This window comes from Agromyces sp. Y558 (genome assembly GCF_059445415.1).
In genome coordinates this window covers 299,540-323,602 of the sequence record NZ_JCAIUH010000003.1, presented here as the reverse complement: position 1 = coordinate 323,602, position 24,063 = coordinate 299,540, and the positions used below count along the sequence as shown (strand labels likewise).

Annotated in this window: 20 protein-coding genes and 1 tRNA gene; 8 read left to right on the top strand and 13 right to left on the bottom strand. The window is 69.0% G+C overall.

The features are described 5' to 3' along the window. Window positions 1–17: 17 nt before the first annotated feature. Genes AC1C2T_RS16370 through AC1C2T_RS16360 form a run of 3 tightly spaced genes read right to left on the bottom strand, consistent with a single transcriptional unit; the run spans window position 18 to window position 2,731 of the window. Entirely contained in the window at window positions 18–965 is a 948-nt protein-coding gene (locus AC1C2T_RS16370) for an FKBP-type peptidyl-prolyl cis-trans isomerase (RefSeq protein ID WP_495386003.1), read from the bottom strand. Between the two features lie 42 nt (window positions 966–1,007). Then, window positions 1,008–2,060 (bottom strand): tRNA (adenine-N1)-methyltransferase, encoded by a 1,053-nt coding sequence (locus AC1C2T_RS16365; RefSeq protein ID WP_495386002.1) that lies wholly within the window; start codon window positions 2,058–2,060, stop codon window positions 1,008–1,010. Continuing rightward, complete coding sequence (locus AC1C2T_RS16360; protein ID WP_495386001.1) at window positions 2,057–2,731, bottom strand: HAD family hydrolase; 675 nt, start codon at window positions 2,729–2,731, stop codon at window positions 2,057–2,059. The genes AC1C2T_RS16365 and AC1C2T_RS16360 overlap by 4 nt, the downstream gene beginning before the upstream one ends. A 74-nt stretch (window positions 2,732–2,805) precedes the next feature. Between AC1C2T_RS16360 and AC1C2T_RS16355 the strand changes: the two genes are divergently transcribed. Next, window positions 2,806–3,726: a PAC2 family protein gene (locus AC1C2T_RS16355; protein WP_495386000.1), complete on the top strand. Its 921-nt coding sequence runs from the start codon at window positions 2,806–2,808 to the stop codon at window positions 3,724–3,726. An 84-nt stretch (window positions 3,727–3,810) separates the two neighbouring features. On the opposite strand, the gene AC1C2T_RS16350 is transcribed toward AC1C2T_RS16355, so the two are convergent. Next, complete coding sequence (locus AC1C2T_RS16350) at window positions 3,811–4,638, bottom strand: undecaprenyl-diphosphate phosphatase (protein WP_495353992.1); 828 nt, start codon at window positions 4,636–4,638, stop codon at window positions 3,811–3,813. A gap of 70 nt (window positions 4,639–4,708) precedes the next feature. Next, entirely contained in the window at window positions 4,709–6,034 is a 1,326-nt protein-coding gene (locus tag AC1C2T_RS16345; RefSeq protein WP_495385999.1) for a M20/M25/M40 family metallo-hydrolase, read from the bottom strand. Window positions 6,035–6,145: 111 nt separating this feature from the next. Between AC1C2T_RS16345 and AC1C2T_RS16340 the strand changes: the two genes are divergently transcribed. The 5 genes from AC1C2T_RS16340 to AC1C2T_RS16320 all read left to right on the top strand — a co-directional run bounded on the left by AC1C2T_RS16340 (window position 6,146) and on the right by AC1C2T_RS16320 (window position 13,187). Beyond that, a tRNA-Leu gene (locus tag AC1C2T_RS16340) sits at window positions 6,146–6,229 on the top strand. A gap of 252 nt (window positions 6,230–6,481) precedes the next feature. Further along, window positions 6,482–7,195 (top strand): DnaE2-dependent mutagenesis accessory factor ImuA', encoded by a 714-nt coding sequence (imuA', locus tag AC1C2T_RS16335; RefSeq protein ID WP_495359985.1) that lies wholly within the window; start codon window positions 6,482–6,484, stop codon window positions 7,193–7,195. After that, window positions 7,195–8,748 carry a DNA polymerase Y family protein gene (locus AC1C2T_RS16330; protein ID WP_495385998.1) on the top strand — a complete coding sequence of 518 codons (1,554 nt, stop codon included), beginning with the start codon at window positions 7,195–7,197 and terminating at the stop codon, window positions 8,746–8,748. The genes imuA' and AC1C2T_RS16330 overlap by 1 nt, the downstream gene beginning before the upstream one ends. 65 nt (window positions 8,749–8,813) lie before the next feature. After that, on the top strand, window positions 8,814–12,299 hold the full coding sequence (locus AC1C2T_RS16325) for an error-prone DNA polymerase (protein ID WP_495385997.1): 3,486 nt from the start codon (window positions 8,814–8,816) through the stop codon (window positions 12,297–12,299). Between the two features lie 9 nt (window positions 12,300–12,308). Beyond that, complete coding sequence (locus AC1C2T_RS16320) at window positions 12,309–13,187, top strand: DUF3097 domain-containing protein (RefSeq protein WP_495385996.1); 879 nt, start codon at window positions 12,309–12,311, stop codon at window positions 13,185–13,187. A 56-nt stretch (window positions 13,188–13,243) separates the two neighbouring features. On the opposite strand, the gene AC1C2T_RS16315 is transcribed toward AC1C2T_RS16320, so the two are convergent. The 3 genes from AC1C2T_RS16315 to AC1C2T_RS16305 all read right to left on the bottom strand — a co-directional run bounded on the left by AC1C2T_RS16315 (window position 13,244) and on the right by AC1C2T_RS16305 (window position 15,771). Continuing rightward, on the bottom strand, window positions 13,244–13,999 hold the full coding sequence (locus tag AC1C2T_RS16315) for an SDR family oxidoreductase (RefSeq protein WP_495359980.1): 756 nt from the start codon (window positions 13,997–13,999) through the stop codon (window positions 13,244–13,246). Between the two features lie 7 nt (window positions 14,000–14,006). Next, on the bottom strand, window positions 14,007–15,104 hold the full coding sequence (locus tag AC1C2T_RS16310; RefSeq protein WP_495385995.1) for a VIT1/CCC1 transporter family protein: 1,098 nt from the start codon (window positions 15,102–15,104) through the stop codon (window positions 14,007–14,009). 190 nt (window positions 15,105–15,294) lie between these two features. Beyond that, entirely contained in the window at window positions 15,295–15,771 is a 477-nt protein-coding gene (locus tag AC1C2T_RS16305; protein ID WP_495359978.1) for an Lrp/AsnC family transcriptional regulator, read from the bottom strand. A 108-nt stretch (window positions 15,772–15,879) separates the two neighbouring features. Here AC1C2T_RS16305 and AC1C2T_RS16300 point away from each other — a divergent pair, with 108 nt between their 5' ends. Continuing rightward, window positions 15,880–17,133, top strand: coding sequence for a trans-sulfuration enzyme family protein (locus AC1C2T_RS16300; RefSeq protein ID WP_495385994.1), 1,254 nt, complete (start codon window positions 15,880–15,882; stop codon window positions 17,131–17,133). On the opposite strand, the gene AC1C2T_RS16295 is transcribed toward AC1C2T_RS16300, so the two are convergent. The 3 genes from AC1C2T_RS16295 to AC1C2T_RS16285 all read right to left on the bottom strand — a co-directional run bounded on the left by AC1C2T_RS16295 (window position 17,130) and on the right by AC1C2T_RS16285 (window position 21,084). After that, window positions 17,130–17,777, bottom strand: a complete 648-nt coding sequence (locus AC1C2T_RS16295; protein WP_495385993.1) for an HAD-IA family hydrolase — start codon at window positions 17,775–17,777, stop codon at window positions 17,130–17,132. The genes AC1C2T_RS16300 and AC1C2T_RS16295 overlap by 4 nt on opposite strands. An 82-nt stretch (window positions 17,778–17,859) precedes the next feature. After that, a complete protein-coding gene (locus tag AC1C2T_RS16290; RefSeq protein ID WP_495385992.1) occupies window positions 17,860–19,242 on the bottom strand; it encodes an MFS transporter in 1,383 nt (460 codons plus the stop codon). Between the two features lie 45 nt (window positions 19,243–19,287). Further along, window positions 19,288–21,084, bottom strand: a complete 1,797-nt coding sequence (locus AC1C2T_RS16285; RefSeq protein ID WP_495385991.1) for a DEAD/DEAH box helicase — start codon at window positions 21,082–21,084, stop codon at window positions 19,288–19,290. A 71-nt stretch (window positions 21,085–21,155) separates the two neighbouring features. On the opposite strand from AC1C2T_RS16285, the gene AC1C2T_RS16280 reads away from it, so the two are divergent. Then, window positions 21,156–21,941 (top strand): SGNH/GDSL hydrolase family protein, encoded by a 786-nt coding sequence (locus tag AC1C2T_RS16280; RefSeq protein ID WP_495359974.1) that lies wholly within the window; start codon window positions 21,156–21,158, stop codon window positions 21,939–21,941. Window positions 21,942–21,970: 29 nt separating this feature from the next. Here the strand turns inward: AC1C2T_RS16280 and AC1C2T_RS16275 are convergent, their stop codons facing one another. Together AC1C2T_RS16275 and AC1C2T_RS16270 are read right to left on the bottom strand one after the other, a co-directional pair. Next, window positions 21,971–23,221 (bottom strand): D-alanyl-D-alanine carboxypeptidase family protein, encoded by a 1,251-nt coding sequence (locus tag AC1C2T_RS16275; RefSeq protein WP_495385990.1) that lies wholly within the window; start codon window positions 23,219–23,221, stop codon window positions 21,971–21,973. Continuing rightward, window positions 23,214–24,035, bottom strand: a complete 822-nt coding sequence (locus AC1C2T_RS16270; RefSeq protein ID WP_495385989.1) for a TrmH family RNA methyltransferase — start codon at window positions 24,033–24,035, stop codon at window positions 23,214–23,216. The genes AC1C2T_RS16275 and AC1C2T_RS16270 overlap by 8 nt, the downstream gene beginning before the upstream one ends. Window positions 24,036–24,063 lie beyond the last annotated feature (28 nt).

Below are 24,063 nucleotides of genomic sequence, written 5' to 3'. Positions count from 1 at the left end.
CGGCCGCTCGGACCGGGTCAGACGACGCCCAGGATGTCGATCACGTAGAACAGGGTCGAGTTCGCGGGAACCTTCTCGTTCGCCTGGTCACCGTAGCCGTCGCCCGGCGGGATCACGACCGCGACCTGCGAGCCGACCTTCTGGCCGATGACCGCCTTCGAGAAGCCGGGAACCGCCTGGCTTCCCTCGCCGTCGGCGACGGTCATGATCAACGGTGCGCCGTTCTCCCAAGTCGACTCGAACACCTTGCCGTCGGCCCAGATCACGCCGGTGTAGTGCACGACGACGGCGTCGCCGGATTCGACGACCTCGCCCGAGCCTTCCTTCAGCACCTCGATCTCAGTGGTTTCGAAGGGGTCGGCCTTCGGCACCGTGATGCCCGGCCGTCCATCGGGTGCGAGCACCACGGCCGGGAATCCGTCGCGGCTGAGGCGCACTGCCCCGTCGGCACGCGGGAGGAAGGCCCGCTGGATGTCGAGTACGAACACGAGGCTGTCACCGGGCGCGATGCCGAGCGACTGATTGCCGTTGGGGCCGAAGCCGTCTTTCTCGGGCACGACGACGGCGATGCGCGATCCGACCGAACCGCACGTCAGCCCCTGGCTGAGTCCGGGCAGTGTGGAGTCGGAGATCGTCAGCGGGACGGGGTCGCCGGTCTTGCCGCCGAAGCCCCCGACTTGCAGCTCTTCGCCCGTGGCGCCGTTGTACACGGCGAGGCCGACGAGTGCTTGCTGACCGTCGACCAGACGTTCGCCGTCGCCGGCGATGACCTCGGTGCACTGCGTCTCTTCGGGCGCGAGCGGCGATGGGAATTCGACCCGTGGCTTCTCGCCGAAGCCGCCCTTCACCGTGACAGCGCTGGACGAATCACCGGATCCTGCCTCAGGCGCGGGCGCCGAAGCGCAACCCGACAGTGTCAGGGCGATGAGGCCGGCCGTGGCGATGAGCGCGAATGACGAGCGCACTGATCCTCGATTCCTTGGTGATCGGTGAAGGGCGTAGAAAGCCTACCCGGCCGAACCAGAGGGTTCGGTGCTGGGCGGTTCGGCATCGGCAGCGTCCGCCGGCGGAGTCGTGTCGATCTCGCGCGATCGAGATGCCGCGGCATCCGCTTGCCTGACGCGCTTGCGCAGACTCTTGTCGCTCACGTTGCGCTCCCCGAGTGCGCCGGGCGTCCATGCCTCGAAGTCCTCGTCGCTGAACTCGGTCTTCGACGGGCGTCGCTTGAGCTCGGGAAGGATCGTGTCGGGCGCGAGTCGGCGCGCGGTGATGAGGAATCCGGTGTGGGCGATCATGCGGTGATCGGGGCGCACGGCGAGGCCCTGCACGTGCCAGCCGCGCACCATCGTCTCGCTCGACTGCGGCTCGGTGTACTCCCCCGTCGCCCGGATCGCCTCGGCGACCCGAGAGAGCTGTGTGGCAGTGGCGATGTAGCAGAGCAGCACGCCGCCGGGCTTGAGCGCAACCGAGACCGACTCGAGGCACTCCCATGGCGCGAGCATGTCGAGCACGACGCGGTCGACGGATGCCTCGGCGACCGTCTCGGGCAGCGCCTCCGCCAAGTCGCCGAGCGTGATCGACCAGTTCTCGGGGTCGGCGCCATGGAACGTCGCGACATTGGCTCGGGCGACGCTCGCGAAGTCGTCGCGGCGCTCGAAGGAGAAGAGGTGCCCGTCGGCGCCGATCGCGCGGAGCAGCCAGAGCGAGAGCGCTCCGGAGCCGACACCTGCCTCGACGACCTGCGCGCCCGGGAAGATGTCGGCCTGCGCGAGGATCTGGGCTGCGTCTTTCGGGTAGACGATCGCCGCACCGCGCGGCATCGACATGACGAAGTCGGTGAGCAGCGGGCGCAGGGCGAGGTACTCGATGCCCGCTTGATTGGCGACGACCGAGCCGTCGGGCCGGCCGATCAGGTCGTCGTGCGCGAGGAGGCCCTTGTGCGAGTGGAAGTGCGCGCCCGGCTGCAGGGTGATCGTGTGCAGTCGGCCCTTGGGGCCCGTCAGCTGCACCCGGTCACCGACGCGGAACGGGCCGCTCTGCTCTCCTCGGCTCTCGGTCATGCCGAGGCCTGCCGTGCGGCGATGAGCCCCGCGATATCCGCGACCGTCGTGCCGTCGAGAGTCGGCCACAGTGCACTCGACGGTTCGTCGTCGAGCGCGATGATGTTCGGAACGGCGACGGCGATCGCGCCCGAGGCGAATGCGGAGGCGAGGCCGGCAGGCGAATCCTCGATCGCCACGCACTCGGCGATGTCGACGCCGAGCAGTGCCGCGGCCAGCAGGTACGGCTCGGGGTGCGGCTTCGCATTCTCGACGATGTCGCCGGTGACGATCACGTCGAACGCATCGAACGGGATCGTCGCGATGACGTCGTCGGCCATCGAACGGATCGACATGGTCACGAGCGCGGTGGGCACGGATGCCTCGCGCAGCGCCTGCAGCAGCTCACGGGCTCCGGGCCGCCACGGCACGCCGTGCTCCTTCAACTGCTCGCGCACTCGCGTCGTGAGCCGCTGCACGATGGCATCTGCGTCGAGCGTGACGCCCTTCGCCTGGAAGTACGCCGCCGCCTCCCACAGACCGCTGCCGACGAGTTCGAGCGCGTCGTCGTGGCCCCAGGAGCCGCCGAAGGACTCCACGAGCTCTTCTTCTGCGGCCATCCAATAGCGTTCGGTGTCGACGAGGGTGCCGTCCATGTCCCAGAGGACTGCGGCGGGGAGGCGAGTGGTCACAACCGTCAAGTCTACGGGCACGGCCTATTGTGGAGGTGTACCCGGGATCCGGGGCGGAAAGCGGGGCACCAGGAGTGAATCAGCCGACCGGTTTCGAGGGCGGAAGGCTGCTCGTCGTCGCATTCGAAGGATGGAACGACGCCGGAGAGGCGGCGACCGGAGCTGCGAAGCTCCTCGTCGAGCGACTCGACCTCGTCGAGATCGCCGCCGTCGACCCCGAGCTCTACTTCGACTACCAGTTCACGCGCCCGACCATCGTCGTCGGTGATGACGGCGTGCGTCGTCTCGAGTGGCCTGGGGCGGCGATCATGGGCCCGGGCGATCTTCCCGTCGCTGACGATGCGGATGACGACGACCGCGTCACGGGGCCGGGAGCCGACACCCTGCACGTGCTCATCGGTGCGGAACCGGCTCGCAGCTGGAAGGGCTTCGCCGCCGAACTCATCGATGCCGCGCTCGCCGCCGATATCGAGGGCATCGTGCTGCTCGGTGCGATGCTCGCCGACGCGCCGCACACCCGGCCCCTGTCGATCTTCGCCTCGAGTGAGAACCCCGAAGTGCGGTCTGCACTCGGCGTCGAGCGTTCGAACTACGAGGGCCCGGTCGGCATCCTCAGTGTCATCGCTGATCAGGCCGAGCATGCGGGCATTCCCACGGTGTCGCTCTGGGCGTCGGTGCCGCACTACGTGCACAACGCGCCGTCGCCGAAGGCGGTGCTCGCCCTGCTCGGCAAGTTGGAGGAGCTCACGGGACTCTCCATCCCCCGCGGCAGCCTCGAGATCGATGCCGCAGCGTGGGAGGCCGGGGTCGACGCGCTCGCCGCCGACGACGACGAGATGGCCGGCTACATCACCCAGCTCGAGCAGGCGCGCGACGCCGTCGATGCCCCCGAGGCGAGCGGCGAGGCGATCGCCCAGGAGTTCGAGCGGTACCTTCGCCGTCGTGGCGACGGCCCCGAGGGGCGCGCCGACGGTCGTGGCGACGGCCCCCGCTGACGGCCATGTCGAGGTTCGCTCCCTGAGCCCGTCGAAGGGCGCTTGCAGCCCTCCGTGGTCCGCTTCGACGAGCTCAGCGAACCATTACGCGGTGAGTGCGCCCGTGCCGAGCAGCACGAAGAGCGTGATGCCGAGCAGCACCCGGTAGATCACGAACGGCAGGAAGCTGCGCTTCGAGATGTAGCTCATGAAGAACGCGATCACGAGGATTCCGACGACGAACGCGACGAGCGTCGCCGCCGCGGTCTCGATGGGCCCGTACACCGTGGGCTCGCCCAGGCTCTTCACCAGCTGGAAGACGCCGCTGCCGAACACCGCGGGGATCGCGAGGAGGAACGCATAGCGTGCGGCGGCCGCGCGCTCGTAGCCGAGGAAGAGCCCCATGGTGATGGTGCCGCCGGAGCGTGAGACCCCGGGGATGAGTGCCAGCGCCTGCGCGAGACCGAAGTAGATGCCGTGCGGCACGGTCAGATCGTCGAGCCCCCGCCGTTTCGCGCCCGCCCAGTCGGCGAGGCCGAGGATGAGCCCGAAGACGACGAGCATCGTGGCGACGATCCAGAGCGAGCGCAGGCTCGTCTCGATCTCGTCTTGGAAGAGGATGCCGAGCACGACGATCGGCACCGAGCCGACGATGATGAGCCAGCCCATGCGCGCATCCGGATCATTGCGCGGGACCCTTCCCGTGAACGAACCGAACCAGTGCGAGACGATTCGCACGATGTCACGCCAGAAGAAGACCACGACCGCGGTCTCGGTGCCGAGCTGCGTGATGGCGGTGAACGCCGCACCCGGGTCTTGGGCCCCTGGCAGGAATTCCCCCAGGATGCGCAGGTGCGCGCTCGAGGAGATCGGGAGGAACTCGGTGAGCCCCTGCACGAGGCCGAGGATGAGCGCTTCGATCACGTGGTGCATCCGCCTTCCGCCTCCGCGGAAGTCGGAGGACTGCGCTGGTCAGGGGCGTGCTGATCAGGGACTGGTTCGGTCAGTAGTCGAGGAGGAGGTCTCGCAGGACCTGCCTCCCGAAGACTAATGCGTCGAGCGGCACCCGCTCGTCAACCCCGTGGAACATCGCCGGGAAGTCCAAGCCTTCTGGCAGCTTCAGCGGCGCGAAGCCGTATCCGGCGATTCCCAGCCGACTGAGCGCCTTGTTGTCGGTGCCGCCCGAGAGCAGGTACGGGAAGACCGGCACGCCGGGGTCATGCACACCGAGGGAGCGCTTCACGGCATCGACCAGAGCGCCGGATGTCGCGGCCTCGAGCCCGACGTCGCGGTGCACGATCTCGATGTCGACCTCGTTGCCGATGAGCGCCTGCACTTCGGCCAGCACCGCGTCTTCTTCGCCCGGCAGCGTGCGGATGTCGATGAGCGCCTCGGCGCGGTCGGGGATGACGTTGTGCTTGTATCCCGCGGTCAGGAGCGTGGGATTGCTCGTGGTGCGCAGGGTCGCGGTGATGAACCCCGACGCAGAACCCGTGGCGAGGGCGAGTTCGTCGGGTGACACCTGCTCGGGGTCGACACCCAGCACTCCCGCGATCTCGGCGAGCAGCTCGCGAGTGGTGTCGGTGAGCCGGATCGGCCATTCGGTACGGCCGAGGGTCGCCACCGCCTCGGCGAGCTTCGTGACGGCGTTGTCGCGGATGAGCCTCGAGCCGTGAGCGGCGGTCCCGCGCGCGACGAGTCGGATCCAGAGCAGCGACTTCTCCCCGGTCTGCAGGAGATACGCACGCTGCCCGCCGACGGTGATCGAATACCCGCCGACCTCGCTGATCGCCTCGGTGGCTCCCGCGAAGAGTTCCGGATGGTGGTCGACGAGCCATCGGGAGCCGAGGCCGCCGCCCGACTCCTCGTCGGCGAAGAACGCCACGACGAGGTCGCGTGCCGGCTGAGAGCCCGAGCCGATGATGTCGCCGAGGGCGGTCAACATCATCGCGTCCATGTCTTTCATGTCGACCGCACCGCGACCCCAGAGCATGCCGTCGCGCACCTCACCGGCGAACGGGTCGACGCTCCAATTGCGGGCATCTGCCGGCACGACATCGAGGTGTCCGTGCACGACGAGGGCCGGCTTCGCGGAGTCCCGCCCAGGAACACGTACGACGACGCTCGTGCGTCTCGGCTCGGACTCGAAGAGCTGCGGTGCGAGCCCGAGCGCGGCCAGCCGAGCCTCGACGTACTCGGCAGCCTCGCGCTCGCCGTTCGCCTTGCCCTCGCCGTAGTTGGAGGTGTCGAAGCGGATCAGCTCCTGTGCGACGATCGCCGTCTCATCGAGTTCTGGAACGAGGTCGGAATCGGTGGATGACAGGGCCATGCCATCACGCTAGCCGGGGCATCCTGCAATGGCCAACGTGTCGGAAGCGCCCCGGAAATCGTGCTAATGTCTTCTCTCGGGCCACCGAGGAATCGGAAGGGCCTGACACGAGCGCGGGTGGCGGAAATGGCAGACGCGCTAGCTTGAGGTGCTAGTGCCCTAACGGGCGTGGGGGTTCAAGTCCCCCCTCGCGCACGCTTGTGTCGAGAAGGCCGGATCATTGCGATCCGGCCTTCTTGCGTTTCCGGACGTTGCGTTTCCGGACGTTGCGCTGTGATCCGCGCATCTCCCCCGCACATCGTGTTCTCGTGTGCCGAGAGACGCCTCATCGCACGACATCCGACGACCGCGCCTCACTCATCCGATGTCTGTCGCGACAAATCGGATGTTCCGGACAGTCGGCACTGCCGACTTGCTCTATTCGAACATGTGTTCGAAACTGTGTGAATGACCATGACCGCTCCCCTCGCCCCGGCCGAAGTGCCCTCGCGCGTCGAGGAGCTGCAGGCCCGCATCCGCGGGATGCAGGCCACGCGGCTCGACTCCAAGACGGTGCCGACACATCCGGCCCTCGAACAGGTGCTGCCGGGCGGCAGCCTTCGCGAGGGCACGGTCGTCACCGTCGAAGGCTCGACGACCCTGCTCATGGCCCTCCTCGCCGGCCCGTCGGCGAGCGGGCGCTGGGTCGCCGTCGCAGGCATGCCGGAGTTCGGCATCGAGGCGGCCGCACGGTTCGGCATCGACCTCGAGCGGCTCGTGCTCGTGCCCGACCCCGGACGGCAGTGGCTCACCGTGATCGCCGCGCTCGCCGATGTGATCCCCGTGGTCGCCGTGCGACCGGCCGGTCGGGTCACCCCAGCCGAGACGTCACGACTGACGGCGCGGCTCAGGCAGCGCGGCACCGTGCTGCTCGTCGCGGGCGAATGGCCGGGCAGCGATGCGAGCCTCGGCGTCGAGGCGAGCGAGTGGCACGGTCTCGAGCTGGGTCACGGGCATCTCAGCGATCGCGACGTCGTCGTCGCTGCGGGCGGGCGTGGGGAGTTCGGGCGGCGTCCTCGCTCCCGTCTCCGGCTGCCGGGTCGTTCGCTCGAGTTCCGGGCCGCCTCGGAAGCGACTCCCGATCCGGTGCGTCTCGACGAATATGTGCGGCGGGCCGTCTGATGGTCATCGACCCCGGCCGCACGATCGTGCTCTGGTGTGCCGACTGGCCCGTGTTCGCGGCCTGTCGCGAACACGGGATCGACCCGGCCTCCCCCATCGCCCTCACCGAGGGAGGGCAGGTCTTCGCCTGCTCGGCGGCCGCCCGCAGCGACGGTGTCGTTCGCGGATTGAAGATTCGCGAGGCCCAGTACCGCTCCCCCGCGCTCACGCTGCTCGACTACGACGCCTCGCTCGACGTGCGGGTCTTCGAACCGGTCGTGCGACGTGTCGAAGAGACGGTGCCGGGTGTGCAGCTCATCCGCCCGGGCACGCTCGCAATGAGGGCCCGCGGCGCGGCCCGCTACTACGGCGGTGAGGAAGCCGCGGCGCAGGCGCTCCTCGACACCGTCGCAGCGCTCGGGGTGCCCGGCGCCCGGGTCGGTGTCGCCGACGGCCCCTTCGCGGCCGAGCAGGCTGCGCGGGCGACCGGCGAATCCCCCGTGGGCATCGTCGCGCCCGGGACATCCGCTGCGTTCATTTCTCCGCTGCCCGTGAGCCTCGTCGTCGATGCCCGCACGTCGGCCCTGCTCAACCGGCTCGGCGTTCGCACCCTCGGCGAGTTCGCAGCGCTGCCCGAGGCCGATGTGCGGCGTCGCTTCGGCGCGGCGGGCGCGTTCGCACACGACCGGGCGTCGGGGCGCGAGCAGGCCAGGGTGCTCGCACGCACACCGCCGCCCGAGTTCGAGGTGGCGCAGGAGTTCGAGCCGCCGCTCGATCGCATCGACCAGCTCGCCTTCGCCTTTCGAGTGCGTGCCTCCGAGTTCATCGAACGAATGCGGGCGAAGCGACTCGTGTGCACCGGCATCCGCGTCGAGATCGACGACGAAGGCGGCGGGCACTCGAGCCGAAGCTGGTTGCACCCACGCTGGTTCACACCCGCCGACGTCGTCGACCGGGTGCGCTGGCAGCTGCAGGGCGCGGGCACCGCCGACAGCGGGCTCGCCTCGCCCATCGTGCGGCTGCGCGTCGTGCCCGAACGCATCGACTCGACCGGCAACCACGAAGAGGGGCTCTGGGGCGGCGGACCCGACGAGCGCGTGCACCATGGGCTCACCCGGGTACAGAGCATGCTCGGCCACGACGCGGTCGTGACCGCGTCGGTCGGTGGTGGCCGCATGCTCGCCGACCGGCAGGTGCTCGTGCCGTGGGGCGACCGGGTTCCCGAGCGCACGGGCGAGCAGACGGCGGCGCCGTGGCCCGGCAGCCTGCCCGCTCTCGCGCCCGCAAGCGTCTTCCGTGAGCGGCTGCCGATCGGGCTGCTCGACGCCAGCGGCTCCCCGGTCACGATCGACGCCCGTGGGGCGATCTCGGCGAACCCCGAACGCTTCGCGCTCGCCGGCGGCGATGCCGCCCCTGTGCGGGCGTGGGCGGGGCCCTGGCCGGTCGTCGAGCGCTGGTGGGACGCCGAGCACGCCAAACGTGTGCACCGCTTCCAGATCGTCGACGATGACGGGTGTGCGTGGCTTCTCGTGCGCGACGACGAGGGCTGGTGGGCCGAGGCGAGGTACGACTGATGAGGTGGAACTGGCTGAACTGATCGTGTGGAACGACTGGCTGTGCTGATGGGTGGTGGTCGCTGATGGGGTGGAACAACCCCGGCATCCCGTGGTCGGAGCTCGAGCGCAAGCTCTCCGATGCGCGTCGGCCGGGTGCGCCCAAGCTCATCGGCGACGGCGGCGACAGTCCGGCGTGGAGCCGCAAGCGGCATCCGTATCGCCCTGCAACCGACCTCGAGGCACCGGCCGGGCCGATCGTGCCCTACGCCGAGCTGCACGCGCACTCGAACTTCAGCTTCCTCGACGGCGCCTCCTCCCCCGAGCAACTGGTCGAAGAGGCGCAGCGGCTCGGGCTCACGGGGCTCGCCATCACCGACCACGACGGCTTCTACGGCATCGTGCACTTCGCCGAGGCCGCCGAGAGCTTCCCCGAGCTGCAGACGGTCTTCGGCGCCGAACTCTCGCTCGGCCTGCAAGGCCCGCAGAACGGCTTCGCCGACCCCGAGGGCGAACATCTGCTCGTGCTCGCCCGGCGTGAGGCGGGCTATCACCGGCTCGCCGGCGCGATCACCGCCGGTCAGCTCGCCGGCGGCGAGAAGGGGCGACCGGTGTACTCCATCGAAGAGCTCGCCGAGCGAGCAGGCGGTGAGTGGGTCGTGCCGACCGGATGCCGCAAGGGCGCGGTACGTCGTGCGCTCGCCGAGGGTGGGGCGGATGCCGCGGCGCGCGAGCTCGATCGCCTGACCGCGCTCTTCGGCCACGAGAACGTCGTGGTCGAGCTCTTCGACCACGGGCATCCGTTCGATCAGACGGCGAACGACGCCCTCGCCGGACTCGCCGAGCGCGCCGGGTTGCCGCTGCTCGCCACGAACGCCGTGCACTACGCGACACCGCCAGAGCATCGTCTCGCAGCCGCCCTCGCGGCGGTGCGGGCACGCCGCAGCCTCGACGAACTCGACGGATGGCTGCCGGCATCCGACCAGCTGCATCTGCGCAGCGGCGCCGAGATGGCCGAGCGGTTCGCCCGCTACCCCGGAGCGGTCGCCCGCTCGGTGACGCTCGCCCAAGAGCTCGGATTCACCCTGCGCAGTGCCCGTCCGAAGCTGCCGAAGCAAGAGGTACCAGAGGGGCACACGCCGATGAGCTGGCTGCGGGTGCTCGTCTGGCAGGGCGCAGAGCAGCTCTATCCCGGTGTGCCGACGCATGTGCGCGAGCGGCTCGAGCGCGAGCTCGACGTCATCGAGCTGAAAGACTTCTCCGGCTACTTCCTCATCGTGCACGACATCGTCGCCGAGGCGAGGCGGCGCGGCATCCTCTGCCAGGGGCGCGGCTCGGCGGCGAACTCGGCGGTCTGCTACGCACTACGCATCACCGCGGTCGATTCGATCGGGTACGGGTTGCCGTTCGAGCGTTTCCTCTCCGCGCTCCGCGACGAAGAGCCCGACATCGACGTCGACTTCGACTCCGACCGACGTGAAGAGATCATCCAGTACGTCTACGACAAGTACGGCAGGCAGAACGCGGCGCAGGTCGCCAACGTCATCAGCTATCGGCCGAAGGTCGCGGTGCGTGACATGGCGAAGGCGCTCGGCTACTCCACTGGCCAGCAAGATGCCTGGTCGCGACAGATCGAACGATGGGGGGCGGTCGTCGAGACCGACGACCACGACATCCCCGCCGCCGTCGTCGAGCTCGCCGAGCAGGTGCTCACCTTTCCGCGCCACCTCGGCATCCACTCGGGCGGCATGGTGCTCACCGACCGCCCGGTCGGCGAGGTGGTGCCGATCGAGCACGCCCGCAAAGAGAACCGCACCGTGGTGCAGTGGGACAAAGACGACTGCGCGTGGATGGGGCTCGTGAAGTTCGACCTGCTCGGCCTCGGCATGCTCGCGGCGCTGCAGTACACCTTCGACCTCGTGCGTGAGTCGACGGGTGAGGTGTGGGAGCTCTCGACCCTGCCGAAAGAGGAAGAGGCGGTCTACGACATGCTCTGTCGCGCCGACTCGATCGGTGTCTTCCAGGTTGAGAGCCGGGCGCAGATGGGCACGCTCCCTCGGCTCAAACCCCGGTGCTTCTACGACCTCGTCGTCGAGATCGCGCTCATCCGTCCAGGTCCCGTGCAGGGCGGCGCGGTGCATCCGTACATCCGACGCCGCACGGGTGAAGAGGCGGTGAGCTACCTGCATCCGAAACTCGAGCCGGTGCTCGAGCGCACGCTGGGAGTCCCCCTCTTCCAGGAGCAGCTCATGCAGATGGCGGTCGCGGTCGGCAACTGCGACGCCGCCGACGCCGACCAGTTGCGGCGTGCCATGGGTTCGAAGCGCGGGGTCGAGAAGATCGAGCGGTTGAAAGCGAAGCTCTACGCGGGCATGGCCGAGAACGGCATCGAAGACGACGTCGCCGACTCGATCTACGCGAAGATCGAAGCCTTTGCGAACTTCGGCTTCGCCGAGAGCCACGCCCTGAGCTTCGGACTGCTCGTCTACGCGAGCTCATGGCTGAAGCTGCACTATCCGGCCGCGTTTCTCGCCGCGCTCCTGCGCGCGCAGCCGATGGGCTTCTACTCGCCGCAGACGCTCACCGCCGATGCACGGCGCCACGGCGTCGAGATGCTGCGCCCCGACATCCTGCGGTCGGGGGTGCACGCGGGGCTCGAGGCGGGCGAACCGCTCGCTGAACCTGTCGAAGCGGGTTCCCTTCGACAGGCTCAGGGAACTCGACAGGCTCAGGGAACTCGACAGGCTCAGGGAACGCAGCATCCGACTGGCCTCGATGCGTGCGCGAACCCCGTGCAGCCGCCCATCGACCAGAGCTTCGACCGCACTGCACCCGACCGCGGAGCCGAGCACCGTCGCGATGGCGCCTTCGCAGTGCGACTCGGACTCGCCGACGTCTCCTCCATCGGCAAGGTCGTCGCCGAGCGCATCATCGCCGAACGCGAGGCTCGAGGCCCGTACCGCGACATGGCCGACGTCTCGCGTCGCGCAGCGCTCGACGCCACCCAGCTCGAGGCGCTCGCCGCGGCCGGCGCCTTCGACGGGTTCGGGCTCGAGCGACGTGAAGCCCTCTGGCTCGCGGGCGAGGCCGCCGCCGACCGCGAGGAGTATCTCGCCGGATCCGTCGTCGTCGTGCAACCACCGCTGCTGCCGATGCTGAGCCCGGCCGAGCAGGTCGTCTACGACCTGTGGGCCACGGGAATCTCCCCCGACGACCACCCGATCCGGCACGTGCGCGAGCGACTCGACGAGCGAGGAGCAATCCGCATCGACCGGCTGCAGCAGGCCGAGAGTGGCCGCCGCATCGAGGTTGGAGGGGTGGTCACGCATCGGCAGCGACCGGCGACTGCGAGCGGCATCACCTTCCTCAACATCGAAGACGAGTCCGGCACGCTGAACGTGATCGCCGGCGTCGGGGTGTGGAACCGCTACCGGCGCATCGCCCGCGAGGCACCTGCGATGATCGTGCGCGGCATGCTCGAACGATCACGCGAGGGGGTCACCAATCTCATCGCCGATCGATTCGAGCCGCTCACCGTGTCGGCGCCGCACCGATCGCGCGACTTCCGTTAGCCTCGACCGGTGCCCGTGACACCCTCTGATGCCTCCCGCCGTGATTCCTCCGACCGCTACGGAGCCGACGTGCTCGCAGGCGATTGGAAGGCTCGCGGCCGTCGCACCATCCCCGAGGTCGAGGCCGAACGCGATCTGGTGGTCGAACTCGCCGAGAACGGCTTCTGCGGTGCAGTGACCGGTGTTGCGAAGGGTGTCGTGACGCTCGAGGACCGCTTCGGCGGCAAGCGGATGTTCCCGCTCGGCCATGGGTTCCTCGTCGACGGCGAAGCCGTGCAACTCGTCGCACCGAAACCGAAGGCACCGGCCGGCCGGCTGCGCACGGCATCGGGATCGTTCGCGGTGGAATCCGCACCCGCCCGGGTCGCGCTGCCGAGTCGCATATTCGTCGAGGGGCGCCACGATGCCGAGCTCGTCGAAAAGGTCTGGGGCGCAGACCTGCGCGTCGAGGGCGTCGTCGTCGAGTACCTCGAAGGCGTCGATGTGCTCGATGATGTGCTCGACGAGTTCCGGCCGGGCCCCGGCCGCAAGGCGGGCGTGCTCGTCGACCACCTCGTGCCCGGCTCGAAGGAGCAGCGCATCGCCGACGCCGTCATGCGGGGCCCGCACGCGGCGAACGTACTCGTCGTCGGGCACCCGTTCATCGACATCTGGCAGGGCGTCAAGCCCGCCCGTCTCGGCAAGACCGCCTGGCCGGTGATCCCGAGGGGTACCGAGTGGAAGCACGGCGTATGCGATGCGTTCGGCTGGCCGCGCGCCGAGCAGGCTGACATCGCGCGGGCCTGGCAGCACATTCTCGGCCGTGTGCGCGGCTACGGCGACCTCGAACCCGCGCTGCTCGGCCGAGTCGAAGAACTCATCGACTTCGTGACCGCACCGGTCGGATGAGGCGGCCGCCGGAGCGCGTTCGCCGGTCGAGGTGCATCAGGGCGCATCAGGGCGCATCAGATCGAGAAGCCGCCGTCGCTCTTGATCAGCTGACCCGAGACCCATCGCCCCTCGTCTGAGACGAGGAAGCGCACCAGTCGTGCGGCATCATCTGGCGTGCCGAGACGCCCGCTCGGCTGTGCAGCGATGAGTGCTGCGCGCGTCGCATCGTCCATCCAACCCGTGTCGACGGGCCCCGGATTCACGAGGTTCGCCGTGATGCCGAGCGGCGCCAGTTCACGGGCAGCCGCGATGACGATGCGATCGAGCGCCCCCTTGCTCGCACCATACGGCAGATTGCCGACGACGTGATCACTGGTGAGGGCGACGACCCGGCCGCCGCCATCGACCGGCACCTGCGCGGCGAAGGCCTGGAGCAGCAGCCACGATGCCCGGGTGTTCACGGCGAAGTGACGGTCGAAGCTCTCGAGCGAGGTGTCGAGGAGGCCGGAATCCACGCCTTCCGCGTGCGAGAGCACGAGCGCACCGATCGGTCCGAGCTCGGCAGCCGCTTGGGACACGAGTCGGCCGGGCACCTCAGGATCGGCGAGATCGGCGTCGATGCCGAGCGCACGCACGCCGATCGTGCGAAGCTCGGCCTCGAGCGCCGCAGGGTCCCGGTCGGGATCGCCGCCCAGCGACATCCGCCGGTCGTAGTCGCCCAGGTAGCTGAATGCGATGTCCCAGCCGTCGGCGGCGAGTGAGGTGGCGATCGCCCAGGCGATGCCATTGCTGCGGCCGGCACCGGTGATCAGGGCAGTACGTCGTGACATGGAGCTCCTAGGCGATGGTGGTGCCGAACGCGAGTCCGAGCACGTAGGTGATGGCCGCCGCGCCGAGTCCGATGGCGAGCTGGCGAAGCGCCCGCTTCAGCGGCGACGCTCCGGAGAGGAGCCCGACGATCGCCCCGGTCGCGAGTAGCGCGATGCCCACGAGCACCGTCGCCGTGATGACCGCCGGAAGACCGGTCATACCGAAGAGGTAGGGCAGCACCGGGATCAGTGCGCCAGATGCGAAGAAGCAGAAGCTCGAGATCGCGGCCGAGAGTCCGGTGCCGACAGCCTCGTCGTCGTGTTCGGCGACGGTCCATGCGTCGGTCGGCGTCTGCGCCTGCTCGGCTGCGTGCACACGGGCGACGACGAGGGCGGCGTGTTCGACTGCAGCGCGCTCCTCCATGCCGCGCGCCCGGTAGACGAGCGCGAGCTCGTTGGCGTCGATGTCGAGGTCGGGCAAGGCGTCGCGCGCCGAGGGGTCGGGGGTGGATGCCTCGAGCAGCTCGCGCTGCGATCGTACCGAAACGTACTCTCCGGCGCCCATCGACAGTGCACCAGCGAGCAGTCCGGCGACACCCGTGAAGAGCACCACCGAAGCTGGGACGCCCGTGGCGCCGATTCCGAGCACGAGTGCAAGGTTCGAGACGAGCCCGTCGTTGGCGCCGAAGACGGCGGCACGGAAGGTGCCGGCGAGGCGGCGGCGGCCTCGAGCTGCGAGCCCGCGCACCACCTCGCCGTGGATGCGTTCGTCGGCAGCCATCGCCGCGGTGGCATCGGGGTCGCTCGCATACGGCGAGCGTGCCTCGGCACGCTGCGCGAGCGCGAGCACGAAGATCGAACCGAACCGTCTCGCGAGCGCGCCGAGCAGTCGCGTGCGAACGTCGGCGCGGGGCACGCCGTGGTCGTCGCCGCCGAGCAGGTCGAGCCAATGCGCCTCATGGCGCCCTTCCGCGGCGGCCAGCGCGAGCAGGATCTCTCGTTCCTCACCCTCGCGTCGTGCCGCGAGCTCCCGGTAGACGGCCGCCTCTGCGCGTTCGTCGGCGAGATAACGCCGCCATCGGGCGCGGTCGGTCGAGGTGCCCCTCGACTGGTCGTTGCTCATCATGCTCCCATTTCACGGCGTGGAACCGGCAGCCGTGGCCGTGCTCGCTCCGCGCCATCGCTTGCCGACCGCTCGCGCGACCAAAGTCACGATATCGGCCGTTGCCCGCGGGATTCCGCGGTTCGCCCGGATTGGCAGGATTTCGGAACGCCGAACCGGCGGTGCGGGGACATCGGGCAACGAGGCCGGAACCTCAGCTGACGAGGCGGTTCCAGCCGTCGCCGTCGACGTGTTCGAAGATCAGGTTCGTCTCGGTGTGCGCGACGGCCGGATGCCCCGTGAGGTACGCGAGCACGAACTCGCGCAGTTCTTCGGCGTCGCGCGCGGCGACGTGGATCAGGTAGTCCTCTGCGCCGGCCATGTGGAAGACGCCGAGCACGCCGGGCAGGTGCGGCACCGCCTGCCGGAACGCATCGATCTCACTGCGATCGTGCTTCACGAGACGAATTGCGATGAGCGCCTGAAGCGAGACGCCGAGCGAGGCGAGATCGACGTCGACGCGGTAGCCGCGCACGGTGCCGAGACTCTGCAGGCGTCGCAAACGGAGCGACACCGTGGATTCGGCGACCCCGACCTCGGCAGCGAGGGCGGCACCCGAGGCGCGCGCATTCGTCGAGAGCGCCTGGAGCAGTGCGCGGTCGACACGGTCGAGTTCTGGTTTCTGCGCCACGGGTCGGCTCCTTGCGTCGGATTTGCAGAAGATTCGAGATTTCGAGCATATCGCATCGATGCTTCATGCCGAGTTGCTGAATCTCACAGATTCTGCTTGGTTCGACCCATGCAGACATCGTCGTCCCATCTCGAGACCCGCGCCGTTCACGGCGGCATGGCGGGCGTTCGAGAGAGCGGATCCCACGTGCCCGTCATCGATTTCTCGACCACCAACCCGCTCGATTCCGTCGAGAACGGCGGTGCGTCGTACGAAGAGCTCGCGACCGGCCACGACCTCGGCGAAGGCCGCTCCGCGGTCTACCAGCGTCTCTGGCAGCCGGGCGTCGCGCGCTTCGAGGAGTCGCTCGCCGGGCTCGAGGGTACCGAAGGCGCCGTCGCCTTCGCGAGCGGCATGGCCGCGCTCGCAGCGACGCTCATCGCCACGGCTTCGGCCGGTCAGCCGCACATCGTCGCGGTCCGGCCGCTCTACGGCGGCACCGACCACGTGCTCGCGAGCGGCCTGCTCGGCACCGAGGTGACGTGGGCGGATGCCGCGGACATCAGCTCGGCCGTCCGTCCCGACACCGGGCTCGTGGTCGTCGAGACACCCGCGAACCCGACGCTCGAACTCGTCGACATCCGGGCCGTCGTGGATGCCGCGGGCGACGTGCCGGTGCTCGTCGACAACACCTTCGCGACCCCCGTGCTGCAGCGCCCCGTCGAACACGGCGCGACCCTCGTGCTGCACAGCGCGACGAAGTACCTCGGCGGGCACGGCGACGTGATGGGCGGCATCATCGCGGGTGACCGCAGCTGGGTCGAGCGGCTGCGGCAGGTGCGGGCACTCACCGGTGGCCTGCTGCATCCGATGGCCGCGTACCTCTTGCACCGCGGACTCCGCACGCTCCCGCTGCGCGTGCGCGCGCAACAGGAGACGGCCACCGTGCTCGCCGAGCGGCTGCTCACGCATCCGGCGGTCGCCGGTGTGCACTACCCGGGCCTGCCCGGCCAAGACCCTGCCGGTCTCCTCGGCACTCAGCTCGAGGGGCCCGGCTCGATCATCGCCATCGAACTCATCGGCGGATACGACGCTGCAGCGCGGTTCACGGAATCGTGCGAGCTCATCACGCATGCCGTGTCGCTCGGCGGTGTCGACTCGCTCGTACAGCACCCGGCTTCGCTCACGCACCGCCCGGTCGCCGGTGAGGCGAAGCCCGGAGCGGGCGTCGTGCGCCTGTCGATCGGGCTCGAGCACGTCGACGACCTCACGAGCGACCTCATGGCCGCGCTCGACCGTGCGGCCGAACTGGGCGGACTCCACCACGACGCCGACCCGATCGTGACTCTGGCAGCGTTTTCGGGACCCACCAGGGCAATCTAAACTGGATCCGCCGGCTCTACAGCAACGACCTGACGGTCTGAGGAAGTTCGCCGCCGAACCTCGACACCCGCCGCTCTGAGGTGACCGCGAAGGCCCTCAACGCTTTCAAACAAGTGGGTGCGCATCGAAAGACTGTCGGCGCCGACGAGTTTCGAGGCGGAGTCATCGGTGAAGAACACCTCCGAGGCTGTCACCCCAAGGGCCTCAAGCACATGCGCGAACGCGCGGACATCGGGCTTGACGAAACCGATGTCGGCCGAGTTGAAGATTGCATCGAACCGGCTGGCAATACCGAGAGCAGCGATCTCGGCGGGGATGGTGTCAGTGCCGTTGGTGAGCACAGCCGTCCTGAGCCCCAAGCTGCGGACCTCGTCAGACAGTTCCAAAAGAGCCTCATCCACGACTGCGGGTTGAACGCCCCACTCCTCCGCAGCCGGCAGACTTCCGGCCAGCTCGCTGACCTGGCACACCCAATCAGCTCGGGTGATTCGGCCGGCCGTGACCTCCTCGATCAGCGGCTTCGCGAAGGCAAAGCCTTCGATCGTCCCAGCAGCCAGCCCATGCCTGAGTTCGATGTCGGCCACGTACTTCGGGTCGAAGTGTCGGATAACTCCGTCGAGGTCGAAGAGCACAACGCGGATCATCCACCGATCCTCTCTCAAGACCTCGAACCGATGAAACGTGAACCACGGAGTGCGCTGACCCGGGCAGTGAACGGCGCGTGCCTCAGTCGCGCGCCGGCTTTGATTCGGAGCCGGCGGCGGCGACCGGCGCCGGGTTCCGGATCCCGATCCACGACACGATGCCACCGACGACGAGGAATACCGCCGTCGCGATCGCGACGCGGTGATAGCCGTCGACGTCGAGCTGCGTGCCGACGATGACACCGATCGACGCGATCGCGACGAGCCCGGCGATGCGTGCCACTGCGTTGTTCACCGCCGAGCCGATGCCGGCCCTCGCCGGGTCGACCGCGCCGAGGATCGCCGCGGTCAACGGCGCGACGGTCATAGCCATACCGAGACCCGTGACCACGATGCCGGGCAGGAACTGCGTCCAGTACTCGACATCGGGCGCCACCGTGAGCGTCAACAAGTACCCGACTGCGACCGTGATCGGGCCGAGCGTCATGAAGATCCGCGGCCCGAGGCGCGACGAGAGTCCGCCGAACCACGATCCGAGGAAGACGATCATGATGGTCGGCGGCAGGGTCGCGAGCCCGGCCAGCGTCGCGGAGAAGCCGGCGTACTCCTGCAGGAAGATCGTGATCGCGAACGGTCCGAGCGAGAACGCGGCGTAGATGAAGAGAGTGGCGAGGTTGCCCGCCGCGAAGTTGCGCGCGCGGAAGAGGCTGAGTGGCAGCATCGGCTGCGGCGCCCGATGTTCCCACCACACGAACACCACGAGCGCGACGAGGCCGACGACGAGCGGAATGTAGACCACCGGCGACGACCAACCGAACCGGCCCTGCTCGATGAGCGCGAAGACCGTACCGCCGAGACCGACGACGCCGAGCGCCGCCCCGAGCCAGTCGATGCGCTCCTTCGCGGGGTTCGGCGCATCTCGACCGAGCGCGTGCATGAAGACGAGGGAGAAGGCGATCGGCAGCAGGTTGATCCAGAACACGAGCCGCCACGAGACGAGGTCGACGAGCGCTCCGCCCAAGAGCGGCCCGATGAGGAAGGCGACGGTGGTCCACGCGGTCCATCGCCCGATCGCCTTGCCCTGCGCCGCAGCCGGGAAGGTCGCGATGATGAGCGCGAGCGAACTCGGCACGAGAAGCGCCCCCGCTGCGCCCTGCAGTGCCCTGGCGATCACGAAGACGAGACCGTCGGGCGCGACCGCGCAGAGCACCGAGGTGGCTGCGAAGCCGTAGAGGCCGATGCGGATGATGCGCAATCGCCCGAAGGAGTCCGACAGTGAACCGGCGAGCAGGATCAGCGAACCGAGGGTCAGGAGGTATGCGTCGACCGCCCATTGCTGCAGCGCGAGACCCCCGCCGAGCTCCGCTTCGATCGCCGGCAAGGCGACGTTGATGACCGCGCCGTCGAGGAACGCGATGAATGAGACGACGATGGCGACGACGAGTACTCGCGAGCGACGTTCCATACGGGTCATGCTAGACCCGCCACGGATGCCGCGAGTCGGTGCGGCTCAGCGGCTGCCGAGCCGTTTGCGGAGGAACTCGATGCGCGCCTGCAACTGCGTGACCGTGGCCTGCGCAACTGCGGGGCCACCGCAGACACGGCGCAGTTCGGCGTGCACCTGCGAGTGCGCTTCGCCCGTGTGTCGGGCCCAGAGCCCGACGAGACTGTTGAGCAGCGACCTCTGCTCTTTCAGGGTGCGGTAGAGCGCCACCGGCTCGGGGTTCTCGTCGGCGACAACCTGCTTGCGGCGCTCCCCGACGCGCCGCGCCTGCCGCGTCTGGCGATGGCGAAGCAACTCGGAGACCTGCTCTGGATCGAGGATGCCGGGGATGCCGATGAAGTCGAATTCCTCGTCGCTGCCGGGCTCGGCGAGGGTACCGAACTCGGTGCCGTCGTAGAGCACCCGGTCGAATGAGGCATCCGACCCGATCGCCTCCCATGTGCCGAGACCGGCCTCTTCGGAGGCGCGCTCTTCTCGGTTGGCCGACTCGAGCAGGCTGTCGTCGAGGCCGTCATCGTCGTCCTCGCCGCTGCGCCGGTCGAGAGCATGGTCGCGCTCGAGTTCGAGCTGCGCGGCCAGCGCCATGAGACCGGGCACGTTCGGCAGGAACACCGATGCCGTCTCACCGCGCCGCCTGGCCCGGACGAAGCGGCCGATGGCCTGGGCGAAGAAGAGCGGCGTCGAGGCGCTCGTCGCGTAGACGCCGACCGCGAGACGCGGCACGTCGACCCCTTCGGAGACCATGCGCACCGCGACCATCCAGCGAGTCGCGCTCTCCGAGAACTCCTCGATGCGGGCGCTCGCCTCCTTTTCGTCGGAGAGCACGACCGTGACCTTCTCGCCGCTGATCTGCTCGAGGATCTGCGCGTACGCGCGCGCGACCGTCTGATCGGTGGCGATGACGAGCCCGCCTGCGTCGGGGATGCCGTGACGCACTTCGGTGAGACGGCGATCGGCCGCTGCGAGCACCGCCGGGATCCATTCGCCGCTCGGCTCGAGCGCGGTGCGCCACGCCGAGGAGGTGATGTCTTTCGTGTTGTCTTCGCCGAGCTTCGCCTCCATCTCGTCGCCGGCCTTCGTGCGCCAGCGCATGTGGCCCGCATAGACCATGAAGAGCACTGGGCGCACGACGCCGTCGGCGAGTGCCCGGCCGTAACCGTAGTTGTAGTCGGACTTCGAGAGCCGCACGCCTTGAGCGTCGGGCTCGTACTGCACGAACGGAATGGGCGCCGTGTCTGATCGGAACGGCGTGCCGGTGAGCGAGAGTCGCTTCGCCGCCGGCTCGAACGCCTCGCGGATCGCGTCGCCCCAAGAGAGCGCGTCGCCGCCGTGGTGCACCTCGTCGAGGATGACCAGGGTCTTGCCCGAGAGGGTCAGCTCACGGTGCAGCGCCGGCCGCATGGCGACCTGCGCGTAAGTGACCGCCACTCCGTGGTAGTGCCGGGCGCTTCGCCCGTGGGCGTTGCGGAAACCCGGGTCGAGACGGATGCCGGCGCGCGCCGCGGCATCCGCCCACTGGCGTTTCAGGTGGTCGGTCGGCGCCACCACCGTGATGCGATCGATGATGCGGCGCGAGCGCAACTCGGCCGCGATTCGGAGTGCGAAGGTCGTCTTGCCGGCACCGGGAGTGGCGGCCGCGAGGAAGTCGCGGGGTAGCTCGGCGAGGTACTGCTCGAGCGCTTCGGCCTGCCATGCACGAAGCTTCGAGGCGGTGCCCCACGCTGCACGTTCGGGGAATGAGGGTGAGAGGTGCTCGGCGGCTGACGTGCCCGGTTGGGGGCCGAAAGGGATCGCGGTGCTCACTGAATCCGAGCGTAGCGGAGGGGGCCGACATCCTCGAACCGAGCACGTGCAGGGACGTGCAGAATGGAGGCATGGTCACCCAGCAGCATCCATGGTCGCGCTACGTCGCCCTCGGCGACTCTTTCACCGAGGGCATCGGTGATCCCGAGCCGACTGTGCCCGGCGGCCACCGCGGCTGGGCCGATCGCGTTGCCGAGGTGCTCTCCCAGGGCACGGAAGACTTCGCCTATGCGAACCTCGCGGTGCGCGGCAAGTTGATCCAGCAGATCATCGACGAACAGCTCGAACCCGCCCTCGCGTTGCGCCCCGACCTCATCACCATCTCGGCGGGCGGCAACGACGTGCTCCGGCCGCGCACCGACCCCGATGAGATCGCGGCGCGCTTCGAGTACGCGATCGAGCGACTCTCCCGTGATCATGCGACGATCGTGATCTTCACCGGCGTCGATGTCGGCTTCTCCCCCGTGTTCCGCGGCATCCGCGGCAAGGTCGCGATCTACAACGAGAACCTCCGCGCCATCGCGCAGAAGTACGACTGCATCGTCGCCGACCAGTGGGGGCTGACCGCGATCCAGGACCAGCGCATGTGGTCGCCCGACCGTTTGCACCTGAACTCGCTCGGGCACCACACCGTCGCACGCATGGTCCTCGATGCGTTGAACGTCGAGAACTCACTCGAGCCGCTGAAGCCCGAGCCGCTGCCGTCGAGCACCTGGCGTCAGGCGCGAGTCGAAGACCTCTCGTGGGCGCGCGAATACCTCGTGCCCTGGGTGGTGCGTCGAGTGCGTCACCAGTCGTCGGGCGACCTCATCAGCGCCAAGCGACCCGATGCCGGGCCGTACTCACTGCCCGACTGACGCACGGCCACCGGAGGCTCACGCGATCGTCAGTCGAGCGCGCCCGGATTGGCGAGCCGCCACCACGTGCCGGGGTCGTCGATCGCGGCGTCGAGCACGAGCGGCACGGTGATCTCTTGAGACCCGGCGCGCACGACGGCGGTGCCGACCTGCTCGCCGCGAGCCGCGAGCCCGACGGGGTCGGCCCGCACCTCGACGTCGACCGGCGTATCGCTCCAGACGACGACGGATGCCCCATCGGCGGCGCGTGCGCGCGCCGAGTCGCCCCACGGCGTCGTGTACTCGGCGAGCACCGTGTTCGCCTCGAGCGCCGCGACCTCGTGGAAGCCCGGTGCGACGGAGTCGAGCAGCATCGCGATCGCCTCGTCGAGCACGGCATGCGACTCGCCGCCGAGCAGCACGCCGATGACGGTCACAGTCGACGAACCCACGGCGTAGTCGGCCGTGAAGAGCAGGTTCGCCGCGTCATCCGTCGAGCCGGTCTTCATGCCGTCGACGCCGTGCGTGCCGAGCAGCTTGTTCGAGTTCGTCAGAACACCGATCTCGGGGATCTCGACGCTCTTCGACGCGACGATGGCCGCGATCGTCGGGTCCTGGAGAGCGATCTCGCCGAGCGCGACCATGTCGGCCGGGGTGCCGACGTTGTAGTCGGAGATGCCGCTGGAGTCGACGACGTGCGTGTTCGCGAGCCCGTGGGCAGCCAACCAGGCGTTCGCCTTCTCGACGAGCGCCTGTTCGGAGCCGAAGGCCCAGTTCGAGAGAGAGATGCCGTAGTTGTTGCCCGACGGGATCAGGAGCGCCTCGAGGCTCTCCTTGAGGCTCAGGGTCGCGCCTGCCTCGACGGGAGCGACCGACCCGTTCTGGGCGACCATGTCCCAGTAGATGTCGACGTCGGCTTCGGTGTACTCGATGTCGGGGCCGCTCTCGCCGGCCGGGATCGGATGCGCCTCGAGCAGGACGAGGGCCGTGATGACCTTCGTGATGCTCGCCATCGCCATCGGCGCCGCCTCGTTTCCAGAGGCGACGAGACCGTCGAACCCGACGGCCCCGACGGCGTATCCGCCGAATCCCGGCAGTGCGAGCGGTTGCGCGGCCGCCGCGACGGGCTCGGGGTCGGTGATCTGCGGCGCGGCGGCCGGCACCGCTGCGCCGAGCGTATTGGCCGTGTAGACCCCGCCCGTCGTGACGAGCGCGATCACGATCACGAGTGCACTGAAGACGACGATGCGCCGCCGCCGGTACACGCTGGCCTTCGCCTGGCGCGCCTCGATCTCAGTCATCCGCAGCCTCCTCGTCGACCGCGACCGCGTAGAGCACGACTGCAGCAGCGGCAGCCACGTTCAGGGAATCGACGCCGTGCCGCATGGGAATCGTCACGACTCGGTCGGCGGCCTCGAGCGCAGTTCGGCTGAGTCCGTCGCCCTCGGCGCCGAACACGAGTGCCAGCCGCTCTGGCGCATCTGCCGCGAGCTCGCGGAGCGAGACCGCGTCATCGGCGAGGGCGAGGGCAGCGATCGTGAAGTCGTGAGCGTGCAGCATCCGTGCCGCCTCGGGCCACTCGGGCAGCCGGGTCCATGGCACTTGGAACACCGTGCCCATGCTCACTCGAACGCTGCGGCGGTAGAGCGGGTCGGCACATCGGGGGCTCACGAGCACTGCGTCGGCGCCGAGCGCGGCGACGCTGCGGAAGATCGCGCCGACGTTCGTGTGATCGACGATGTCTTCCAGCACCACGACGCGACGGGCGCTCGCGAGGAGCTCTGCCGGGTCGGCGAGCACCGGGCGCTCGAACGCCGCCAGGGCACCGCGGTGCACGCGATAGCCGGTGATCGCTTCGAGCTGGTCAGGGTCGGCGAGGTGCACGGGGATGTCGAACGGCGCGAGTACCGGCTCGAGCGCGGCGAGCCACTTCTCCTCCATGAGCACGGACCGGGGGCTGTGGCCGGCACGGATCGCGCGGCCGATGACCTTGGCCGATTCGGCGATGTAGAGGCCCCGCTCGGGCTCGCTGACGCTGCGCAGGGCGACGTCGGTGAGCCGCGCGTAATCGGCCACCGCATCGGATGCCGCGTCGCGGACTCGTTCGATATGCATGGGTCTCCTCACCTCCAGCCTGCCAGTG